Origin of the sequence: Bradyrhizobium hereditatis (assembly GCF_020329435.1) — a bacterium.
In the GTDB taxonomy this organism is placed as follows: domain Bacteria; phylum Pseudomonadota; class Alphaproteobacteria; order Rhizobiales; family Xanthobacteraceae; genus Bradyrhizobium; species Bradyrhizobium hereditatis.
In genome coordinates this window covers 77,803-95,174 of record NZ_JAGKJK010000007.1, presented here as the reverse complement: position 1 = coordinate 95,174, position 17,372 = coordinate 77,803, and the positions used below count along the sequence as shown (strand labels likewise).

Annotated in this window: 23 protein-coding genes; 12 read left to right on the top strand and 11 right to left on the bottom strand. The window is 62.5% G+C overall.

The annotated features are described in order from the left end of the window. Positions 1–10: 10 nt before the first annotated feature. Positions 11–502, bottom strand: coding sequence for a flagellar basal body-associated protein FliL (gene fliL, locus J6524_RS17645; protein ID WP_225672755.1), 492 nt, complete (start codon positions 500–502; stop codon positions 11–13). 386 nt (positions 503–888) lie between these two features. Here fliL and flgF point away from each other — a divergent pair, with 386 nt between their 5' ends. The 6 genes from flgF (at position 889) to J6524_RS17615 (ending at position 5,283) form a co-directional block, all read left to right on the top strand. Then, a complete protein-coding gene (gene flgF, locus J6524_RS17640; RefSeq protein ID WP_225672753.1) occupies positions 889–1,653 on the top strand; it encodes a flagellar basal-body rod protein FlgF in 765 nt (254 codons plus the stop codon). An 18-nt stretch (positions 1,654–1,671) separates the two neighbouring features. Next, positions 1,672–2,460: a flagellar basal-body rod protein FlgG gene (flgG, locus tag J6524_RS17635; RefSeq protein WP_225672751.1), complete on the top strand. Its 789-nt coding sequence runs from the start codon at positions 1,672–1,674 to the stop codon at positions 2,458–2,460. Positions 2,461–2,469: 9 nt separating this feature from the next. Next, the gene (gene flgA, locus J6524_RS17630; protein WP_225672749.1) at positions 2,470–3,555 is read left to right on the top strand and encodes a flagellar basal body P-ring formation chaperone FlgA; all 1,086 of its coding nucleotides are present in this window, start codon (positions 2,470–2,472) and stop codon (positions 3,553–3,555) included. Positions 3,556–3,560: 5 nt separating this feature from the next. Continuing rightward, the gene (gene flgH, locus J6524_RS17625; RefSeq protein WP_225672747.1) at positions 3,561–4,313 is read left to right on the top strand and encodes a flagellar basal body L-ring protein FlgH; all 753 of its coding nucleotides are present in this window, start codon (positions 3,561–3,563) and stop codon (positions 4,311–4,313) included. Between the two features lie 206 nt (positions 4,314–4,519). Beyond that, entirely contained in the window at positions 4,520–4,975 is a 456-nt protein-coding gene (locus J6524_RS17620) for a YidB family protein (protein ID WP_225672745.1), read from the top strand. Positions 4,976–5,019: 44 nt separating this feature from the next. Further along, positions 5,020–5,283, top strand: coding sequence for a GlsB/YeaQ/YmgE family stress response membrane protein (locus J6524_RS17615; RefSeq protein ID WP_225672743.1), 264 nt, complete (start codon positions 5,020–5,022; stop codon positions 5,281–5,283). 14 nt (positions 5,284–5,297) lie between these two features. Here J6524_RS17615 and J6524_RS17610 read toward each other — a convergent pair whose 3' ends face one another. The 4 genes from J6524_RS17610 to J6524_RS17595 all read right to left on the bottom strand — a co-directional run bounded on the left by J6524_RS17610 (position 5,298) and on the right by J6524_RS17595 (position 8,783). Continuing rightward, the gene (locus tag J6524_RS17610; RefSeq protein ID WP_225672742.1) at positions 5,298–6,821 is read right to left on the bottom strand and encodes a tripartite tricarboxylate transporter permease; all 1,524 of its coding nucleotides are present in this window, start codon (positions 6,819–6,821) and stop codon (positions 5,298–5,300) included. Then, entirely contained in the window at positions 6,821–7,294 is a 474-nt protein-coding gene (locus J6524_RS17605; RefSeq protein WP_225672740.1) for a tripartite tricarboxylate transporter TctB family protein, read from the bottom strand. The genes J6524_RS17610 and J6524_RS17605 overlap by 1 nt, the downstream gene beginning before the upstream one ends. Continuing rightward, complete coding sequence (locus J6524_RS17600; RefSeq protein ID WP_225672738.1) at positions 7,291–8,250, bottom strand: Bug family tripartite tricarboxylate transporter substrate binding protein; 960 nt, start codon at positions 8,248–8,250, stop codon at positions 7,291–7,293. Before J6524_RS17600 ends, J6524_RS17605 begins: the two co-directional genes overlap by 4 nt. Positions 8,251–8,525: 275 nt before the next feature. Continuing rightward, on the bottom strand, positions 8,526–8,783 hold the full coding sequence (locus J6524_RS17595) for a DUF3551 domain-containing protein (protein ID WP_225672736.1): 258 nt from the start codon (positions 8,781–8,783) through the stop codon (positions 8,526–8,528). 235 nt (positions 8,784–9,018) lie between these two features. Here J6524_RS17595 and J6524_RS17590 point away from each other — a divergent pair, with 235 nt between their 5' ends. Next, the gene (locus J6524_RS17590; RefSeq protein WP_225672734.1) at positions 9,019–9,378 is read left to right on the top strand and encodes a PRC-barrel domain-containing protein; all 360 of its coding nucleotides are present in this window, start codon (positions 9,019–9,021) and stop codon (positions 9,376–9,378) included. Positions 9,379–9,905: 527 nt separating this feature from the next. On the opposite strand, the gene J6524_RS17585 is transcribed toward J6524_RS17590, so the two are convergent. Further along, positions 9,906–10,196, bottom strand: a complete 291-nt coding sequence (locus J6524_RS17585; RefSeq protein WP_225672732.1) for a hypothetical protein — start codon at positions 10,194–10,196, stop codon at positions 9,906–9,908. A gap of 592 nt (positions 10,197–10,788) precedes the next feature. Here J6524_RS17585 and J6524_RS17580 point away from each other — a divergent pair. Continuing rightward, positions 10,789–11,214: a ClpXP protease specificity-enhancing factor SspB gene (locus J6524_RS17580; protein ID WP_225672730.1), complete on the top strand. Its 426-nt coding sequence runs from the start codon at positions 10,789–10,791 to the stop codon at positions 11,212–11,214. 3 nt (positions 11,215–11,217) lie between these two features. Here the strand turns inward: J6524_RS17580 and J6524_RS17575 are convergent, their stop codons facing one another. From J6524_RS17575 to J6524_RS17560, 4 genes are all read right to left on the bottom strand, one after another. After that, on the bottom strand, positions 11,218–12,030 hold the full coding sequence (locus tag J6524_RS17575) for a hypothetical protein (protein WP_225672728.1): 813 nt from the start codon (positions 12,028–12,030) through the stop codon (positions 11,218–11,220). 10 nt (positions 12,031–12,040) lie between these two features. After that, positions 12,041–12,826 carry a 2-keto-4-pentenoate hydratase gene (locus tag J6524_RS17570; RefSeq protein ID WP_225672726.1) on the bottom strand — a complete coding sequence of 262 codons (786 nt, stop codon included), beginning with the start codon at positions 12,824–12,826 and terminating at the stop codon, positions 12,041–12,043. 69 nt (positions 12,827–12,895) lie between these two features. After that, positions 12,896–13,261: an RNA polymerase-binding protein DksA gene (dksA, locus tag J6524_RS17565; protein WP_197082755.1), complete on the bottom strand. Its 366-nt coding sequence runs from the start codon at positions 13,259–13,261 to the stop codon at positions 12,896–12,898. 197 nt (positions 13,262–13,458) lie between these two features. Next, on the bottom strand, positions 13,459–14,070 hold the full coding sequence (locus tag J6524_RS17560) for an NAD(P)-dependent oxidoreductase (RefSeq protein WP_225672724.1): 612 nt from the start codon (positions 14,068–14,070) through the stop codon (positions 13,459–13,461). A 115-nt stretch (positions 14,071–14,185) separates the two neighbouring features. Between J6524_RS17560 and J6524_RS17555 the strand changes: the two genes are divergently transcribed. Beyond that, complete coding sequence (locus J6524_RS17555; protein WP_225672722.1) at positions 14,186–14,575, top strand: winged helix-turn-helix transcriptional regulator; 390 nt, start codon at positions 14,186–14,188, stop codon at positions 14,573–14,575. Positions 14,576–14,602: 27 nt separating this feature from the next. On the opposite strand, the gene J6524_RS17550 is transcribed toward J6524_RS17555, so the two are convergent. Continuing rightward, entirely contained in the window at positions 14,603–15,019 is a 417-nt protein-coding gene (locus J6524_RS17550; protein WP_225672720.1) for a flagellar assembly protein FliX, read from the bottom strand. Between the two features lie 266 nt (positions 15,020–15,285). On the opposite strand from J6524_RS17550, the gene J6524_RS17545 reads away from it, so the two are divergent. The 3 genes from J6524_RS17545 to J6524_RS17535 are packed head-to-tail and all read left to right on the top strand — an operon-like array spanning position 15,286 to position 17,257. Next, a complete protein-coding gene (locus tag J6524_RS17545; RefSeq protein WP_225672718.1) occupies positions 15,286–16,410 on the top strand; it encodes a flagellar basal body P-ring protein FlgI in 1,125 nt (374 codons plus the stop codon). Continuing rightward, entirely contained in the window at positions 16,410–16,748 is a 339-nt protein-coding gene (gene flgJ, locus J6524_RS17540) for a flagellar assembly peptidoglycan hydrolase FlgJ (protein ID WP_225672717.1), read from the top strand. Before J6524_RS17545 ends, flgJ begins: the two co-directional genes overlap by 1 nt. 17 nt (positions 16,749–16,765) lie before the next feature. Next, positions 16,766–17,257, top strand: coding sequence for a hypothetical protein (locus J6524_RS17535; protein ID WP_225672715.1), 492 nt, complete (start codon positions 16,766–16,768; stop codon positions 17,255–17,257). Positions 17,258–17,372 lie beyond the last annotated feature (115 nt).

The following is a 17,372-nucleotide window of genomic DNA, read 5'->3' as shown; positions in this document are numbered from 1 at the left end:
ATTCGTCCCGTCACTGAACCATGATTTCTTTGAACAGCACGGCGCTCACCTGCTGCGGCGCCACCGCTGAATTGACCCGCTTGGTCAGTTCTTCCTTGAGGCGAAACAGCCCGGCCGAGCCGTTGATGTCGGAGGGACGCAGTTCGCGTAGGTAAGTCTGGAACAGGTCGGTGACGCGCGGCAGGTTCGGCTTGATCGCCTCGACCTGCTTCTCCTCCTTGATCTCTAGCACGACCTTGACGCGGAGATATTGCACACGCTCGCCGGGAGCACCGACCAAGTTGACCATCATGTCAGGCACTTCGACGTAGGACGGCGGCTTCGGCGGCGGCGCCTCGGCGTGCTTCTCCTCGCCATGGCCGCGCAACAGGAAGAACCAGCCGGCACCGGCGCCCAGGATGGCGACGAATCCGGCGACCGCTATGATCAGCTTGAGCTTGCCTTTTTTCGATTGTGCGGCATCTGCGCCGTCTGCGCCTTCCGCCTGTTCGTTCTCAGCCATTGCCCCGCCCACTTCCACCTGGGAACGAACGCGGTTGCCACCAGCCTGGGTAAGGACGCCCCCACAACGCGAAACAAAAGCCGTCAGCGCACACGCGCTCTCTACACGTGCAACGCTAGGGTAATAATGGTTAACGGAACCTTTCCATTGACGCCCAACTGGGAAAAATCTGCCGGGCAAACATGGTCAACAAGACCTTTCTGCCGCCCTCCTCAAAATCCGAAAAACGCTTAACCCATTACAAAGCCAACGTTTCCCGACTTGGCACGGCTTTCGCTGAGGAAACGTCGCGACTGGCCGGCTTGGGAGAGCCCAAAGGTCACGACAGATCCGGACCACGGGCTTGGGAGAGCCTGCTTCGGATCGATCAAAGGGGAGATGCACCGATGGAGAACATGCTTCTCGTCGGACTATCGCGGCAGATGACGCTGGAACGGCAGCTGGATGTCGTCGCCAACAATGTCGCGAACATCAACACGACCGGCTTCAAGGCCGACCGGTCGCTGTTTGAGGAATATCTGCGCTCGCCGGCGCATGAAGACAACTTCATGCACGCCGACCGCCGCGTCTCATTCGTGCACGACCGCGCCACCTTCCACGATTTCTCGGCTGGCCCTACCGAGCACACCAAGAATCCGCTCGACATCGCAATCGACGGCAAGGCCTTCCTGGTGGTGCAAACCGCTGCCGGCGAGCGCTACACCCGCGACGGCGGCCTGCACATCAACAACCAGGGCCAGCTCGTGACCGCGAGTGGCGATCCGGTGCTGGGCAACTCCGGCCCGATCGTGTTCCAGCCGACCGACAAGTCAATCAACATTGCGGCTGACGGCAATATCACGGTCGTAGAGGGAACCGCCACCACCGACTCGGTTCGCGGCAAGCTGCGGCTGGTCTCCTTTGCCGACCCGCAGAAGCTCGTCAAGGAAGGCGGCAACCTCTACTCCGCGGGCCAGGGCATCGCACCCCAGCCCGACACCACCTCGCGGGTGAACCAGGGCTACATCGAGAAGTCGAACGTCAATTCGGTCCACGAAATGAGCCGGCTGATCGAGATCACGCGGACCTACACGAAGATCTCGGCAATGCTGCAGCAGCAGCATGACCTGCACCGGACTGCAATCGAGAAACTCGCCGACGTTCCGGCATAACGCTGAAGGCACAGATCGATGCGCGCACTCTACACAGCAGCGACCGGCATGGCGGCACAGGAACTCAACGTTCAGGTGATCTCCAACAACATCGCCAATATGCGCACCACCGGCTACAAGAAGCAGCGGGCGGCGTTTCAGGACCTGATCTACGACCATGTGCGCCGCGTCGGCGCCCAGGCGTCCGACCAGGGCACTATCCTGCCGGTCGGTGTCGATATCGGCGGCGGCGTCAAGACTGTCGGCACGCCGCGCCTGATGAGCCAGGGCACGCTGTCGCCCACCGGCAACGATCTCGACATCGCGATCCGCGGCGAAGGCTTCTTCAAGATCCAGATGCCCGACAGCACCTATGCCTACACCCGCGACGGCTCGTTCATGATGGACGCGCAGGGCCGCGTCGTCACCGCCCAAGGCAATCCGGTGCAGCCGACGATCACGATCCCGCAGAATTCCTCGCAGATCACCATCAACGCGCAGGGCCAGCTCACGGTGATGCTGCCGGGCTCCACCACGCCGACGCTGGTCGGCCAGATCGGACTAACGCGCTTCATCAACAAGGCAGGCCTCAACCCGATCGGCGACAACCTGTTCACGGACACCCCGGCCTCCGGCACGCCGCAGGACGGCATCGCCAATACCGACGGTTTTGGCGACATGCAGCAGGCCAACCTCGAACAGGCCAACGTCGAGGTGGTGACCGAAATCTCCGACCTGATCGCCGCCCAGCGTGCCTATGAGATGAACGCCAAGGTCGTCAGCGCGGCCGACCAGATGCTGCAATCCACCTCCAACATGTTCCGCTGAGCACTGATCATGATCGCCCGTGCCCTCCTCCTGACCGCAGCCCTGACCGCCGCTTCGAGCGCGGCCGCGCTCGCACACAGCCCGGACAGCTTCGCGAACCGCAGCGTGATCGCCGCCCCCGTGCTGCGCGCCAACGTGCAAGTGTCCAACGAGCTGGTACGGATCGGCGACGTCATCGACAATGCCGGCAGCGCCGCGCAGATCGCGATCTACCGCGCCCCGGATCTCGGCACTACGGGCACGCTGCCGGTGGCGCAGGTGCTGAGCACCCTTCGTGCCCATCATGTCATTGGCGTCGACACCCGCGACCTGAAGGAAATTTCGGTGACGCGCCTCGCCCGCACGATCGAAGGCAAGAGCGTCGAGCTGCAGGTTGCGCAGGCGCTGGAGCGGCGCAACGGCCTCGGCGATGCGGCCAATCTGTTGCTGACCTTCGACCGCGAGCCGGTTGATGTCAGGCTGGACGCTGGCTACAGCGGCGCCGTACAGCCCAGCGCCGTGCGTTACGACAACCGCAATGGCCGCTTCGACGTCACCCTTGAGATCGGCAACGAGAACGGCGGCGCCGCTGCCAAGCTGCGTTTCACCGGCACGGCGATCGAGACCGTCGACGTCGCCGTGCTGGCGCGCAACATCGAGCGCAATGAGATCTTGAAATCGTCCGACGTGGTGGTCGAACGCCGGCCGAAGGCGGAAGTCGGCACTGACGCCGCCGTGCGCGACCGCGCGGTCGGCATGCAGGCGCGCCGCCAGCTCCGCGCCGGCCAGGCGATCAAGAACGCCGATCTTGCCAAGCCTGATCTGGTGCAGCGCGACCAGAACGTCACCTTGATCTACGAGACGCCCGGAATCTATCTCACCATGCGCGGCAAGGCGCTGGACAACGGCACCGAGGGCGACGTCGTCAGCGTCATGAACCTGCAGTCGAAGCGCACGGTGTCCGGCACTGTGATTGGCCGAGGCCAGGTGTCGATCACGCCGCCGGTGTCCCGCCTGCCGCAGACCAGCGATGCCACCTCTTCGCTCGGCACAGCACACCCTGCGCAGGTCGCCGTCGCCACCGTCAGTTCGCCAGTCGCTCCAAAAGCCGAGTAATGTAAATGTCAGTCCTCCGTCTCAACCGCATCATCCTCACTGGCGCCATGCTCTCGCTGGCTGCCGCAGCAGGCGGTTGCTCCTCGATCGACCGTCTGTCGCAGATCGGCGAAAAGCCGAAGCTGACGGAGATCGAAAACCCCACCACGCAGCCTGGCTACAAGCCGGTGCAGATGCCGATGCCGAAGCCGGAGCAGGCTTCCTACAACGCCAACTCGCTGTGGCGAAACGGCAGCCGCGCCTTTTTCAAGGACCAGCGCGCCGCCCGCGTCGGCGATCTGCTGACCGTGACCGTCAACATCACCGATAGGGCCAACCTGTCCAACGAGACCCAGCGCAGCCGCTCCAGCAAGGAGGACTCGGGGATCAGCGATTTCATCGGTGCCCAGACGATCACGCAGCCGCTTAAGATTTTGCCTGGCAAGATCCTGACCACGGACTCGACGTCGTCGAGCGACGGCAAGGGCTCGGTCAATCGCCAGGAAGCGTTGCAGACCAACGTCGCCGCCGTGGTGACGCAGGTGCTGCCGAACGGCAATCTCGTGGTCGAAGGCAAGCAGGAAATCCGCGTCAACTTCGAAATCCGCGAACTGATCGTCGCCGGCATCGTCCGTCCCGAAGACATCCAGAGCGACAACACCATCGATTCCACCAAGATCGCGCAGGCCCGCATCGCCTATGGCGGCCGCGGCCAGATCACCGACGTGCAGCAACCCCGCTACGGCCAGCAGGTGATGGACATATTGCTGCCGTTCTAGCTTTTTCCGAGCTCCCACATCTCGTTGCGAACCTAGGCGCGGCGGAGATGTTCAACGCGGCCCTCGCCAGCTCCCCTGGCGAGGGCCGCGGTCGTTTTTGCGAGGATCACCAAATTGATAGGGCGCGTATCTTGTGGCCGCTCACGCTTGGAACCGAAGCTTCCGCCCTGCGTTCCTGACAGCACCGAACTACAGGGAGGTCGACCATGGGCCGCGGAATGCCATCAATGACTGCCCTCCTCGGGCTACTCGCCATTGCCGGATATCAAAATCGTGACAAACTGGCAGAACTTCTCAAGGGCGCTGGCGGCGGCCAGCCGAATGCAGGCGCCGGTCAGCAGCCCCTGGGTGGCTTGCTGGGTAATCTGAGCGGGATGTTGGGCGGCGCCGGGGTTGGCGGTCTCCTCAGCGGCGGGATCGGCGAACTACTCGATAGGTTCCAGCAAAACGGCCAGGGCGACAAAGCTGAATCCTGGATCAAACAGGGCCCGAACAAGGATGTCTCGCCGCCGGAATTGAAGCAGGCGATCGGCTCCGACGTTCTGGCACAACTCGAACAGCAGACCGGACTGTCGCAGGAGGAAATCCTGGCGAGATTGTCACGCGAGCTTCCGGCAGCCGTCGACAAATACACGCCGGACGGTCGTTTGCCCACAGCATGAATTGATGGACGCGACGTCGGGGCAATCAGGAACGGAGCATCGAGATGGGTATAATTTGGACAATCATCATTGGTTTCCTTGCCGGCGTGATTGCCAAGTTCATTATGCCTGGAGACAATGAGCCCTCGGGCTTCATTCTCACCACCATACTTGGAATCGTCGGCGCCTTCGTGGCGACTTATCTCGGCCAGGCGCTCGGATGGTACAGTCCCGGAGAAGGCGCGGGTCTGATCGGTGCGGTAGTCGGCGCCATCCTCGTGCTCTTTGTCTACGGTCTCTTCGCTGGCCGGCAACGGCGATCGATCTAAAGAGCTGGAGCGCTTCAAAAGTCCGGTGCTTCCTCGGCCACCCGGTTCTGGTGACGCCAATGCTGCCACACGGCCAATGCGACCGAGCCCGCCGCCGCCAGTAGCAACAAGCCGGAAATCGGCCGCGTCAGGAAAAGCCAGGGATTTGCATCGGTCATGATCGCGCGCACCAGATTGATCTCGATCTGGTCGCCAAGGATCAAACCGAGGATCAGCGGCGCAAGCGGAAAGCCGAGCTTGACCAGCACGTAGCCGACGACGCCGAACAGCAGCAGCACGTAGACGCTCTGCATGGTGTTGTTCAGCGCGTAGGCGCCGACGACGCAGAGAACGAGCACGACCGGCGCCAGCACCGCCATCCGCACTGAGGTCACGCGCAGCATCAGCGGCATCAGTGCGAGGCAGATCAGCAGCATGCAGGGATGCGCCAGGATGTAGGCCGCATAGATGCCATAGGCGATATCGGGATTCTGCGAGATGAACAGCGGTCCCGATTGAATGCCATGGATCGTCATCGCGCCGAGCATCACGGCGGTGACGGCGTCACCGGGAATGCCAAACGCCATAATGGTCATCAGCGAGCCACTGACATTGGCGTTGTTCGAGGCTTCCGAAGCAATTATGCCCTCGGGATGGCCCTTGCCGAAACGATCCGGCGTTCTCGAGAATTTCTTGGCCTGGTCATAGGCCATGACGCTCGACGCGCTGCCGCCGATGGCAGGCAGTATCCCGATGATCAGCCCGACGATCGTTGACCATGCAAGCAGGAATGGCTGCCTGAAGATTTCCAGGTTCACCTTGAGGTGCGAGAAGCGCTCGAGCCTTACGTTGGCCAGCGATTGCAGCGCCTCGCCGCGCGGCGAATTCAGCTTCTCCAGATCGGTCATGATCTGCGCGAAGGCGAACACGCCGATCAGCACCGGGAGAAACGGAAAGCCGCCGCCGATGAACGTCGAGCCGAAGGTGAAGCGCGGCACGCTGCCGATCGGATCGTGGCCGACCACCGTGATCAACAAGCCGATGGCGGTCGAGATCAATCCCTTCAGCAGCGACGACTCGCCGAGGCCCGCGACCATCGCCATCGCGAGCACGAACAGGGAGAAGTACTCCCACGGCCCGAACTCCAGCGCGATCGCCGCAAGTGGCCCGGTGAGAAACACGAGGAACAGAGCGCCGAGCAAGCCGCCCCAGACCGAAGCCCAAACCCCGAGCCAGATGGCGCGCCCCGGCTCGCCGTTGCGCGCCATTGGAAAGCCGTCGAACGTGGTGGCGATCGAAGCGGGCGAGCCGGGGATGCCGAGCAGGCAGCAGGCAATGAGGCCGCCGGTCGATCCGCCGACATAGACGCCAGTCATCGCCGCAAGGCCCGCCAGCGGATCGAGCCCATAGGTAAACGGCAGCACCACGATGACCGTCATGGTGATGGTGACGCCCGGCAGAGAGCCGCCAATCACACCGATCAATGTGCCGGCAAACAGCGGCACAAGGTATTTCCAGTGGGCGACGTTGACGAGGCCGTTCCAGAGTAAATCGAGCATCAGAAACCCGTCCACGCGCCACGTGGCAGCAGCACCAGCAGGTATCGTTCGAAGACGAAGTAGCTCACCACGGCAGTGCCAAACGCGATCGCGGCGAGTACAACCCATTGCCGCACCGTTCGCGGACGGTCCAACGCGGCCTGCAACGCGCCGACGAACAAGGCCGTGGCGACACGAAATCCCAAAAGCGGCAGCAGCACCACATAGGCGCCGACGATCGCGAATGCGATCAGGACACGGCGATAATTTCGTCGCGGCGCGGCGACCGCACCGGCGGGCGCGCGGCGCTTCAGGAGGTCCTGCAGGACCAGCAGCGCGCTCGCTGTCGCCATCAATGACAGCACGATGGCGGGGTAAAAGCCTGGGCCGACCGGAACGATGGGCAGCGACGGAAGCTGGAAGGACTTGACCAGAAGGAACAGGCTGATCGCGAGCAGGATCAGCCCGGCAATGCCGTCGCGGCCGATACTCATTTCTTGATCAGGCCGAGATCGGTCATGACGACCTTGTTCTCGTTGTCGATTTTGGCGAGGAACTGCGCGTAATCATTGGCATTGAGGAACGCCACGCGGGTGCCCTGCACCTTCATTGCTTGAGCGAAGCTCGGCTCCTTGGTCGCCTTGGCGCAGCTCTCTTCGAGCTTGGCGCGCACCGGCGCCGGCGTCCCCTTGGGGACGAAGATACCACGGGCCACTTCGTACACGATGTTCATGCCGAGCTCCTTGAGCGTCGGCACGTCGGGCGCTTCCGGATCGCGCTTCTCGCTCGCAATCGCGATGTAGCGCAGCAGCCCGGCTTCGACCTTCCCCTTTTGCGTCAGGTTGGAGTCGGTGAGGTTGATGTGGCCGCCGAGCAGCGCGTTCATGCGCGGCGCCAGTCCGTCATAGGACACGAACTTGAATTTCACGCCGGCCGCCTTCTCGATCATTGCCGGGAAGATATGGCTGGTCGAGCCAAGCGTGGCGCCGACCGTAATCTCGCCCGGCCGCTTCTTGGCGTCGTCGGCGAGTTCCTGCCAGTTCTTCCAGGGCGTTTTGGCGCTCGCGGTCAGCACCGACGGCGTCGCTGAGACCAGGCAGATCGGCTCGAAGTCGCTGTATTTGACGTCACTGATACCCGCATAGAACGTTAGATGGATATAGTCGTGCACGGCGTAGATCGTATAGCCATCGGGCGCCGCGGCCTTGGCCTCGCGCGCGCCGGTCGTGCCCGATGCGCCGCTGACATTGGCCACGACCACCGGTTGGCCGATGTGCTTCTGAAGTTCGGCGGCGAACGGCCGAAAGATATTGTCGGTATCGCCGCCCGCGGCCCATGGCACGATCATCTTGATGGGGCGGTCGGGATATTGCGCCATCGCCGGCGTCGATAAGGCAGCCAGCACCCCGGCCAGCGCGGCAGCGCCGGCCATCACCAACGTCCTTGCCATCGTCACCTCCCGGTGTCGTCTTGTGGGCCATTCAGGCTCTTTGTTGGGACAATAACAGCCGAGGCGCTCAGGGGAAAGCCCTGCGGCGGCTCGCACGCCGCTACGGCCAGCGGTGATGGCGGCGCTGCTGCGGTTCTCGTGCTTCTTGCCACATCTCGTTGCGAACTTAGGCGCGACGGAGATCCTCAGCGCGGCCCTCGCTAGCTTCCCCGGCGAGGGCCGCGGTCGAGCGGTGCATCGCAAAAGCGGTGAATGCGGCTGCCGCCGTCCGATCTTCAGTTCGAACGACGACGGACGCGGCTCTTGTCGATGAATTGGGCATTGGCGCTGAGATTGCGATTCTCCGTACAAGAAGCCATTCGCCCCGAAGCCGCGGCCTGGCACTGTGCGTGGGTGGCGAAGATGCACTCCCCCGCCCCGCCGGCGAAGTCGTCACCCTGAATGCAATAAAGATAATCCTTCGCTGAAGCCGAGCTAAGGCCGGTGAAGAACACAATTATCCATGTCACGAAGGCAAGAAATACTGCACGCATGTTTCCCTCCTACGCTAACGGAGTATTCGTAAGTCCGGGCGCGGTCCTTGCCGGGTGAGGTATCTCACATGGCTGGAGTCACTGTTAGTTGATGCCGCCAGCTCAGCAAGTCGGCGCGCGCTAATCTCACTGCGCTCGAACGATAGTTTTCGGCGCGCGTCGATGCGCAAGCGCTCGCCGGAACGTTTGCCCTCACCACTTCGTTTTCCGTCCATCAACCTCAACGGAGGGAACCATGTCTTTGGAAGCAGACGAAACCGGCAACCTGATCGGCAGCGATAAGGTCGAGGGAACTGCGGTTTATGGTGCGGACCGCAACAAGATCGGCTCGATCGAGCGCGTGATGATCGACAAGAAGAGCGGCAGGGTTTCCTATGCCGTGTTGTCCTTCGGCGGCTTTCTTGGCATCGGTGACGACCACTATCCGCTGCCCTGGCAGTCACTGAAATACGACACCTCGCTTGGCGGCTACGTCACCGGCGTGACCGAAGCGCAGCTTAAGAGCGCGCCGCATTACCGCAATGACAGCAGCTGGAACTGGAGCGACCCGACCAGGACCCGCGCCGTCAACGACTATTACGGCGTCGCGATCTGATCTCCGCGGTGCTTCGACTTTCGAAGGGCTCGCCGCAACGGCGGGCCTTTCGCTTGACAGTCACGACCGCAGCTGCGGGTCGACAGAGAACCATTCCTGTTGCTTCGCGTTGGGGACCTGCGGGAGACAAAAAGATGGGAAAATTCTTCTTGATCATCATTGCTGTGAGCGTCGCTATCCTGCTGGCGACGAGCGCATATGTCATCAGCCTGTAACGGTGATGGGACTTGCCAATAGCTCGACGAAAAATTCGCCGGTGGGTAGTCGATCACCGGCAAGCCGTCGTGCTCTTTAGTGAACGAGATCGGCTCGCTTCGCGCTTCACCTGGCGACCGCGCATCCTGAGCCCAAGCGACGCGACCATCGTTGACCCGCAACGCTCGTGGCGGGTGATTTCGTTTGCTTTGGTCGCAGAAGATCAGGCGCCGGCGTGTCTCGCGGGAACGATTACGCCGGAGCCTGAGGTTACCGCGTGTCTGAAGACACGATTGCAGAATTTCCCGACCAAGATCATTCCTGCGTGAACGTCACTTCTTCATGGTCCCGCCGGGAGAAGCGGCATCGCCCTTCTTGTCCACAGCGCCCGCGGTCCCCGCTCCTTGCGTGCTGGGGTCTTTCGGCGAGGGCCTGGAGCTGCCGGTGGTGGAGCCTGCCGCGTCGTTCTTCATCGCAGCTCCGTTCCTGTCGTCGCCAGGGGTCGCTGTCGAAGCCGGTCCGCGCCCTTGCGGACTGCCGCCCGCCTCGCTGCCGCCCTGCGCGAGCGCCGTGGTGCTGGCGAGTGCGAACACTGCCGCGAGTGAAAGAAATTTCATCTTCATCGTCGTTTCCCATCCATGCGCGCCCCACCAATCAATGGCGGCTGCCTGCATACGTTCCAGGGCATTCCAACGCCGTCGATCGCCACAGAGCCAGGAGACGTAAAGTGCGGAGCACGCGGCAACGCCGGACGCGCAATTTGTCGCAGGGCGCTATTTCCGTACGCAAGCAACGGTGCGCGGGCCAACCCTCTCGTTACCCTCACGAGAGCTCTGGTCGGCAGCAGAAGGCCGGTCACCACGATGGTTAACGAAAATCTCGGACGGCAAGATCCGCGTGATTCTGAACGAGCGGGCGAAGGCGCTTCGAGCCGATGACGTTTTCGATTAACCATTTAATTCGCCAGCCCACCACGGCAGCGGCTAAATCCCCTGCACAGAGCGCGCCGGTTGATCCGATAACCGCCGTGTGGTCGCCGCCAGCACACACGGACTGCGGGTGCTGCGATAGCCCGGCGTCACCGCGCCCTCTTTCTTTTTTGACGGAACTGTTTAGCATGACCCTGGGCTAAGCGAACCGCGGGGACGCGAGCAGCAACCCTAGTTCTCCACTCGCCGGTAAGGGCAGGCGATCGGGTATTCCAGAGACAGCGTGATGGAAACGACAGGTCGCGGCATACTGGATGCCCCGCAAGTGCGGGCTATGACCATTTCTCGTGAGGCAATCCTTCTCCTCCTCGCGATCCTCATCCCTGTCACACCAGTATTCGCCGAGTCGTGCAACAAGCCGGCGTTACGCTCCAAGATCGCCGAGACGCTCAAGCTCGCCTCGGAGCAACGGCCGGTAAATATCACGTTCCGCACCCATGCCGACGGCGTGAAACTATCGGCCGGCCTTAAGTCGAAATATCCCGACGATATGACCATCATCCTGCAGCAGGACTTCGAGCAGCTGAACATCAAGGATGACCGCTTCGAGGTCTTGCTGCGTCTAAGGGGCAATCGGGAACGACTCACCGTGCCCTTCAATGCCATCAAGGCCTTCTGGGACAAGTCTGAGCTGAAGTGCTCCGACAGCTGATGCTTAAGCCGGCGTCGCGCGCCGGATAAGGGCGCACAGCCCTGTCATGCGCGCGATCGGATGTTCAACGAAAAGGCGGCAGGAATCGAGAGCGCCTTTCAGCGTGGCCGGCGGTGCCACCGGCTTCAGTTGCGCAGCCAGAACCGCGCCATGCGCATATCCAAGCGCGCGGGTTGAAAGCGTAAGCGCGTTCAGCCGGCCTTGGCGCTGCAGCGGCGCCAGCATGGTTCGCACGAGCGCGAGATAGGCCGGCCAGTAAGCGAGATGCCGGTACATGCTCGCAATCAGTTGTGGTTCGCGATCTTCGCCGAAGGAATTCAGTTCGCCGACCAGCGCCGCCACTTCGGGATCGAGCGCATCCATCGGCGGCAATTCCGGGATCCTGGCGGCAGACGGTTTTGGGGCTATATCGGCGGCCATCACGGCTGGAGCGGGGCGCGGTTCGTAATGCGCCAGCAGCGCCGAGAGCACGACGAGCGCGAGCGCATTGGTGTGTTGATAGCTGTCGAGCACATCTCGGATGAGCGCGCGTTCGGCTTCGTCCAGGCCGGCGGCAAGCAAAGTATCGGTGGAGAAGCCGGGCCAATCCGGCAGTGCGACGGCCCGCCTGACGGCTTCGGCATGCAACGGCGCGTCGCCGAGATAAAGCGGGCGCACGGTCGACCACGTCCACTCGAGTGCGCCCGGCATGGTCGCGAGGTTACGCCAAACCAGGTTGACTACGCTGGCACCGAGAACCTTGCGGATATCGGCATAGATGTCGGCGATTTCGCCTCTCGCTTCGGATTCGAGAACCGACGGAACGCTCTCAGCCATTGCGATCACTTCATGTGAATTTGGCTTCCACGGCGCCCAGTCCGTCGAGCTCCATTCTGACGGTATCGTCCGGCTCGAGCCATACGGTCTTCACCAGACTGCCTGTGAGAACGATCTGCCCGGCATGCAGCCCTTTGCCCTCCTCGGCCAGGTGATTGGCGAGCCAGGCCAGCGCGTTGTGGGGATGGCCGAGCACGTCGGCGCCGGTGCCATGGCCAGCCTCCTTGCCGTTGACGACGGCACGGCCCCTGAGCGTGAGCAGATTCGGCGCCTTGATGCGCGCCACCGCCTTGCCCAGCACACAGCCGGCGGCGAAGAAATCATCTGCGACAAGCGTCGGTGCGCCCAGCGTCTCCCATTTGACGTAGCGGTCGTCGACGATCTCGATCGCTGGATGATAGGCCTCGATCGCCTCCATCATCCACTCCGCGGTGAACGGCGCCTCCGACGGCGCGAGGTTACGTGCCAGCCGCACCGCGATCTCGCATTCGACCCCGACCCGGACGTAGTCGCCGTGACGCAGCTTGACGCCGCTATCGTGAACGCCCTTGGCGAACACGCCGCCGGCGCAGGGATGGGGGATGTCGAGATATTCCTGCATCACCGGACTGGTGCAGCCGATCTTGTATCCGACCAGGCTGCCCGTTTGCGGCAGCAGGAGATCGTGGACCGCGCGTTGAATGCGATAGCCTTCCGCCTCATCGCCCGGCACGAGATCAGCGGGAAGCGAAGCCAGCGGCGCGCGGTTGCGGCGGGCATTGGCGATGGTCTGTGCGGCCGCGAGAATGTTGTCCATCAGCGGCGGCCTTCTCGTTTGTAACCTGCAGCACTGACCGCTCTCGGTCAGTGATCAGGCGTTACTGCCCTACTCGTCGCGATAAACCTTCTCGCGCTTCTCGTGACGTTCCTGCGCTTCCACTGACAACGTTGCAATGGGGCGGGCCTCCAGCCGCTTGAGCGAGATCGGCTCACCGGTCTCCTCGCAGTAGCCGTAGGTGTTGTCCTCAATGCGTTGCAGCGCGGCGTCGATCTTGGAGATCAACTTACGCTGGCGGTCGCGGGCGCGCAATTCGATGGCGCGATCGGTTTCGGAAGAGGCGCGATCAGCGAGATCCGGATGATTGACGTTCTCTTCCTGAAGAGTCTGCAGGGTGATCTTCGATTCCCTCAGGATCTCGTCCTTCCACGCCAGGAGCTTGGCGCGAAAATATTCGCGCTGGCGCTCGTTCATGAAAGGCTCTTTTTCGGAGGGTCGATAGTTCTTCAACTTTTCCAAGGCCAGCCCATCTTCACGTGCAAGGCGGGGCGGAAAATGGTCCGTCCGCGCCGGCCTTATATAGCGGCGGGTTGTGACAGACAATATCGGGCCTACCCTTGGGGGTACTTCCCCCAAGGCCTTGCACAGACAAAGTTATCGGGCCCGCGCTTTTAGTAGCCGACCGTGAATCGCTGGCGGACATGGGCCGGCCGCTCGATCTCGTCGGCGAGTGCAACTGCGAAGTCTTCGAAGGAAATCGAGCTTTTTCCATCGGCAGCGGTCAGGAGCTGGTCGGTCCCGAGACGGAACTTTCCGGTCCGCTCGCCGGCCACGAACAAGGCCGAGGGCGACAGGAAGGTCCAGTTGAGTTCCTTCTCACCCCGAAGCAGATCGAGGAAGGCGGCGCCCGCCTCGGCTTCCGCCTTGTATGCCACGGGAAAGCCGGGGGTGGTGACCAGCCGGACGCCCGGGGAAACTTCAAGACTGCCGGCACCGCCGACGACGAGGTACCTGCCAACCTTCGACTCCTTGGCGGCCCCGATCAGCTTGACCGGATCGCTGGCCAGAAAGCGAACCGAGCTGATCGCAGCGTCATGACCGGCCAGCAGTCGGGCAAGCCCTGCCTGGTCCATGACGTCGCCTTTGACCGGGGTGACGCCCGCCTGGGCGGCGACCTTTTCGGGATTGCGGACGATGGCGGTCACGCTGTGGCCGCGGCGGGCGAGTTCGGCAGTGATGCGCGAACCGGCATTGCCGGACGCGCCGATGACGGCGATTTTCATGGAAGTCTCCCTTGCGATACGCCAATATGGTATCCAACGGTGACTAGATAGCGAAAAGGATGTAAGTGTGAAGAGAGCACTTTTGGGTCACCTGATTACGCCGGAGTAACCGCCCGTGAGAGCTGCCAATTCGAAAACCCCGAACGCCTATTCGGCGGATTGCCCGACCCGCCAGATTCTCGATCGCGTCGGCGACAAATGGGCGGTGTTAATCCTGCTTCTCGTGCGCGACGAGCCGATGCGTTTCAATGCGTTACGCCGGGCCATTGAAGGCATATCCCAGAAGATGCTCAGCCAGGTTCTCAAATCGCTTGAACGCGACGGATTGATCAAACGCCACGTCATCGCAACCGTCCCGGTGACCGTGGAATATTCGATTACGCCGCTCGGCGCGACGCTCGCCGATGCGGTTGATCCCTTGCGGGAATGGGCTGAGAAGAATCTGAAGGAGGTGCTGAACGCGCAGCGCCGTTACGACGCGGCGCGCAAGGACATGGCGGCGTGAGTCACACCGTCGTCATGCGATGAGAAACTAAAACCGTCGTCCGGCCTTCGCCAATTCGACTTCGACGCGAAGCTCGATTTCGGAGAGCACGGCATCGAGGCCGGGATCGCCGGAGGAGGACTTCAGGCTGGCCGCCGCGTCGCGCAGCCGGTTCACCGTCGAGGCGTCGAGATTGCCGGAGAGCAATCCGATCTTGAGTTCGTCGAGCACGTCGAGCGCCCCCCTGCCCCGCGCCACCGAACGCTTGCGGCGCTCGGTCGGATCTTCGACGCCTTGCAGTGCGAGCAGCGCATCGATGTTACCGGCGGCCTTGGGCGCTGTGGCCGAACGCGTCTCTTCCGGCGCAGCCGGCGTTTCCGGCAACGAGAAGCCGGTCGAGCTGGTTCGCCGCGTATGGCTCGCGGGCGAGCCGAGCGTGGTGCCGTTCGGTCCGTAGATGCGCATGTGGTGATCTCACCGTCAGAGTCGAACGACCTTCGCCTTCTTATGGTTAATGACGCGTAAACGGCTCGGCAAAATCTGCCGACGTGCGGCAGTTTCGCCCATCATGGTGAAGCGGTAGCGACACCAGCGGTCCAGCAAACATCCAGCAATATCAAGGCATTGCAGCTTTGTGCGACATGGCACGCCGCTCGCATAGTTAATGGCGGACCGCCGTCATGGGAGTGGCGCCCGCAGGTCCAGTGGAATACCTCGAGGGGAGCACAGGGATGCCCGGCATCCGTTCGGCAAGACTGATTTGGGTGGCGTGCGTCGCGCTATTCGCGCTGGCGCTGTCGCCCTCGTCCGTAGGCGCGACGTCTCGGATCAAGGACCTCGCCAATATCGAAGGCGTCCGGCAGAACCAGCTGATCGGCTACGGCCTTGTGGTCGGCCTCAATGGCACCGGCGACACGCTGAACAACATCCCCTTCACCAAACAGTCGCTGCAGGCGATGCTGGAACGCATGGGCGTCAACATCCGCGGCGCCACAATCCGTACCGGCAACGTGGCCGCCGTCATGGTGACCGGCAACCTGCCGGCCTTCGGCACCCAGGGCACGCGGATGGATGTCACCGTCTCCGCGCTCGGCGATGCCAAGAATCTGCAGGGCGGCACCCTGCTCGTCACTCCCCTGCTCGGCGCTGATGGCAATGTCTATGCGGTGGCCCAGGGCTCCCTTGCGATCTCCGGCTTCCAGGCCGAAGGCGAAGCCGCCAAGATCGTGCGCGGCGTGCCCACCGTCGGCCGCATCGCCAACGGCGCCATCATCGAGCGCGAGATCGAATTCGCGCTCAATCGCCTGCCCAATGTGCGCCTTGCGCTACGCAACGCCGACTTCACCACGGCTAAGCGCATCGCCGCCGCCGTCAACGACTTCCTCGGCGTCAAGACTGCGGAGCCGCTCGATCCTTCCACGGTGCAGCTCTCGATCCCCGCCGAGTTCAAGGGCAACGTCGTTGCTTTCCTGACCGAGATCGAGCAGTTGCAGGTCGACCCCGACCTCGCTGCCAAGATCGTGATCGACGAACGCTCCGGCATCATCGTGATGGGCCGCGACGTCCGCGTCGCCACCGTCGCCGTGGCGCAAGGCAATCTCACAGTGACGATTTCCGAAAGCCCGCAAGTGAGCCAGCCCAATCCGCTGTCGCGCGGCCGCACAGTGGTGACGCCGCGCACCGGCGTCAGCGTCAGCGAAGACGGCAAGAAATTCGCCATCGTCAAGGACGGCGTTTCGCTGCAGCAGCTCGTCGACGGTCTCAATGCGCTCGGCATCGGACCGCGCGATCTGATCGGCATCCTGCAGGCGATCAAGGCTGCGGGCGCGATCCAGGCCGACATCGAGGTGATGTGATGAACGCGATCGCCAATTCCTACAATAAGGCATCGCTTATCAACGGCCGCAAGGACCTGCAGCTCGCGGACGCGCTGACCAAGGTTTCGCCCGACGCGCAGAAAAAGACACGCGCCAAGGCAGAAGAGTTCGAGGCGATGTTCCTCAATTCGATGTTTTCGCAGATGACCACCGGCATCAAGGGCGAAGGTCCGTTCGGCGATACGCCCGGCACCGGCGTCTGGCGCTCGATGCTGACGGACGAATACTCGAAGTCGTTCGCCAGGTCCGGCGGCATCGGCATTTCCAACGACGTCTTCCGCACCCTGATCCTGCAGCAAGCCAACCGCGCCGGCTGATCCAAAGGAATCCCGACATGAGCCTTCATCCTCAAGCCAAGCCCGCACCGGCACCCGCAAGAGCAATCTCCACGCCAGCAGAGGCGCGCAAGCTCGCGGAAGAGCTGATGGAAGTGATGAGCGGGCTGCTCGACATTATCGAGCGCGAAACCGAACTGGTGCGCGCCGGCAATGTGCGCGAGGCGATGCGGCTGGAGGAGAAGAAGGGCGACCTGTCACGCCGTTACATGATCACGGTCGAAAATCTCAAGAATGGGCAAAAGTATCTGGCGCAGGTGGCACCGGAATTGCTGGCCACGCTGCGCCACCATCACGACACCTTCCGCGCGATGCTGCAGATCAATCTCACGGTCCTTGCGACTGCGCACGCGGTGTCGGAGGGCATCGTGCGCGGCGTCAACACCGAGATCCAGCGCAAGACCATCCCGAGCACCTATACGGCTTCGGGACAACGCACTGCACCGGGTCCGCGCAATATCACCCCGCTCTCGGTGAGCCGTTCGCTGTAAGCGATTGGAATTTTCGCTTTGCCTACAATTTTCACTAAATTTGCGCGCTCGCGTGAGAGCGGGATTCAGCGTGTTCCCTAACATCATGTTGAGATGTACTGGGCTATATTGCAAC

What these genes read in the sequence shown, in the direction of transcription:
- J6524_RS17560 (WP_225672724.1), bottom strand. Translation starts at nt 14,070, where the DNA reads ATGAAAATCGCCGTCATCGGCGCGTCCGGCAATGCCGGTTCGCGCATC.
- J6524_RS17600 (WP_225672738.1), bottom strand. Translation starts at nt 8,250, where the DNA reads ATGGCAAGGACGTTGGTGATGGCCGGCGCTGCCGCGCTGGCCGGGGTG.
- fliL (WP_225672755.1), bottom strand. Translation starts at nt 502, where the DNA reads ATGGCTGAGAACGAACAGGCGGAAGGCGCAGACGGCGCAGATGCCGCA.
- J6524_RS17585 (WP_225672732.1), bottom strand. Translation starts at nt 10,196, where the DNA reads ATGAAGATGAAATTTCTTTCACTCGCGGCAGTGTTCGCACTCGCCAGC.
- J6524_RS17605 (WP_225672740.1), bottom strand. Translation starts at nt 7,294, where the DNA reads ATGAGTATCGGCCGCGACGGCATTGCCGGGCTGATCCTGCTCGCGATC.
- J6524_RS17595 (WP_225672736.1), bottom strand. Translation starts at nt 8,783, where the DNA reads ATGCGTGCAGTATTTCTTGCCTTCGTGACATGGATAATTGTGTTCTTC.
- J6524_RS17620 (WP_225672745.1), top strand. Translation starts at nt 4,520, where the DNA reads ATGGGCCGCGGAATGCCATCAATGACTGCCCTCCTCGGGCTACTCGCC.
- flgJ (WP_225672717.1), top strand. Translation starts at nt 16,410, where the DNA reads ATGAACGCGATCGCCAATTCCTACAATAAGGCATCGCTTATCAACGGC.
- J6524_RS17590 (WP_225672734.1), top strand. Translation starts at nt 9,019, where the DNA reads ATGTCTTTGGAAGCAGACGAAACCGGCAACCTGATCGGCAGCGATAAG.
- flgH (WP_225672747.1), top strand. Translation starts at nt 3,561, where the DNA reads ATGTCAGTCCTCCGTCTCAACCGCATCATCCTCACTGGCGCCATGCTC.
- dksA (WP_197082755.1), bottom strand. Translation starts at nt 13,261, where the DNA reads ATGAACGAGCGCCAGCGCGAATATTTTCGCGCCAAGCTCCTGGCGTGG.
- J6524_RS17535 (WP_225672715.1), top strand. Translation starts at nt 16,766, where the DNA reads ATGAGCCTTCATCCTCAAGCCAAGCCCGCACCGGCACCCGCAAGAGCA.
- J6524_RS17550 (WP_225672720.1), bottom strand. Translation starts at nt 15,019, where the DNA reads ATGCGCATCTACGGACCGAACGGCACCACGCTCGGCTCGCCCGCGAGC.
- J6524_RS17580 (WP_225672730.1), top strand. Translation starts at nt 10,789, where the DNA reads ATGGAAACGACAGGTCGCGGCATACTGGATGCCCCGCAAGTGCGGGCT.
- J6524_RS17615 (WP_225672743.1), top strand. Translation starts at nt 5,020, where the DNA reads ATGGGTATAATTTGGACAATCATCATTGGTTTCCTTGCCGGCGTGATT.
- flgF (WP_225672753.1), top strand. Translation starts at nt 889, where the DNA reads ATGGAGAACATGCTTCTCGTCGGACTATCGCGGCAGATGACGCTGGAA.
- flgA (WP_225672749.1), top strand. Translation starts at nt 2,470, where the DNA reads ATGATCGCCCGTGCCCTCCTCCTGACCGCAGCCCTGACCGCCGCTTCG.
- J6524_RS17545 (WP_225672718.1), top strand. Translation starts at nt 15,286, where the DNA reads ATGCCCGGCATCCGTTCGGCAAGACTGATTTGGGTGGCGTGCGTCGCG.
- J6524_RS17570 (WP_225672726.1), bottom strand. Translation starts at nt 12,826, where the DNA reads ATGGACAACATTCTCGCGGCCGCACAGACCATCGCCAATGCCCGCCGC.
- J6524_RS17575 (WP_225672728.1), bottom strand. Translation starts at nt 12,030, where the DNA reads ATGGCTGAGAGCGTTCCGTCGGTTCTCGAATCCGAAGCGAGAGGCGAA.
- J6524_RS17610 (WP_225672742.1), bottom strand. Translation starts at nt 6,821, where the DNA reads ATGCTCGATTTACTCTGGAACGGCCTCGTCAACGTCGCCCACTGGAAA.
- flgG (WP_225672751.1), top strand. Translation starts at nt 1,672, where the DNA reads ATGCGCGCACTCTACACAGCAGCGACCGGCATGGCGGCACAGGAACTC.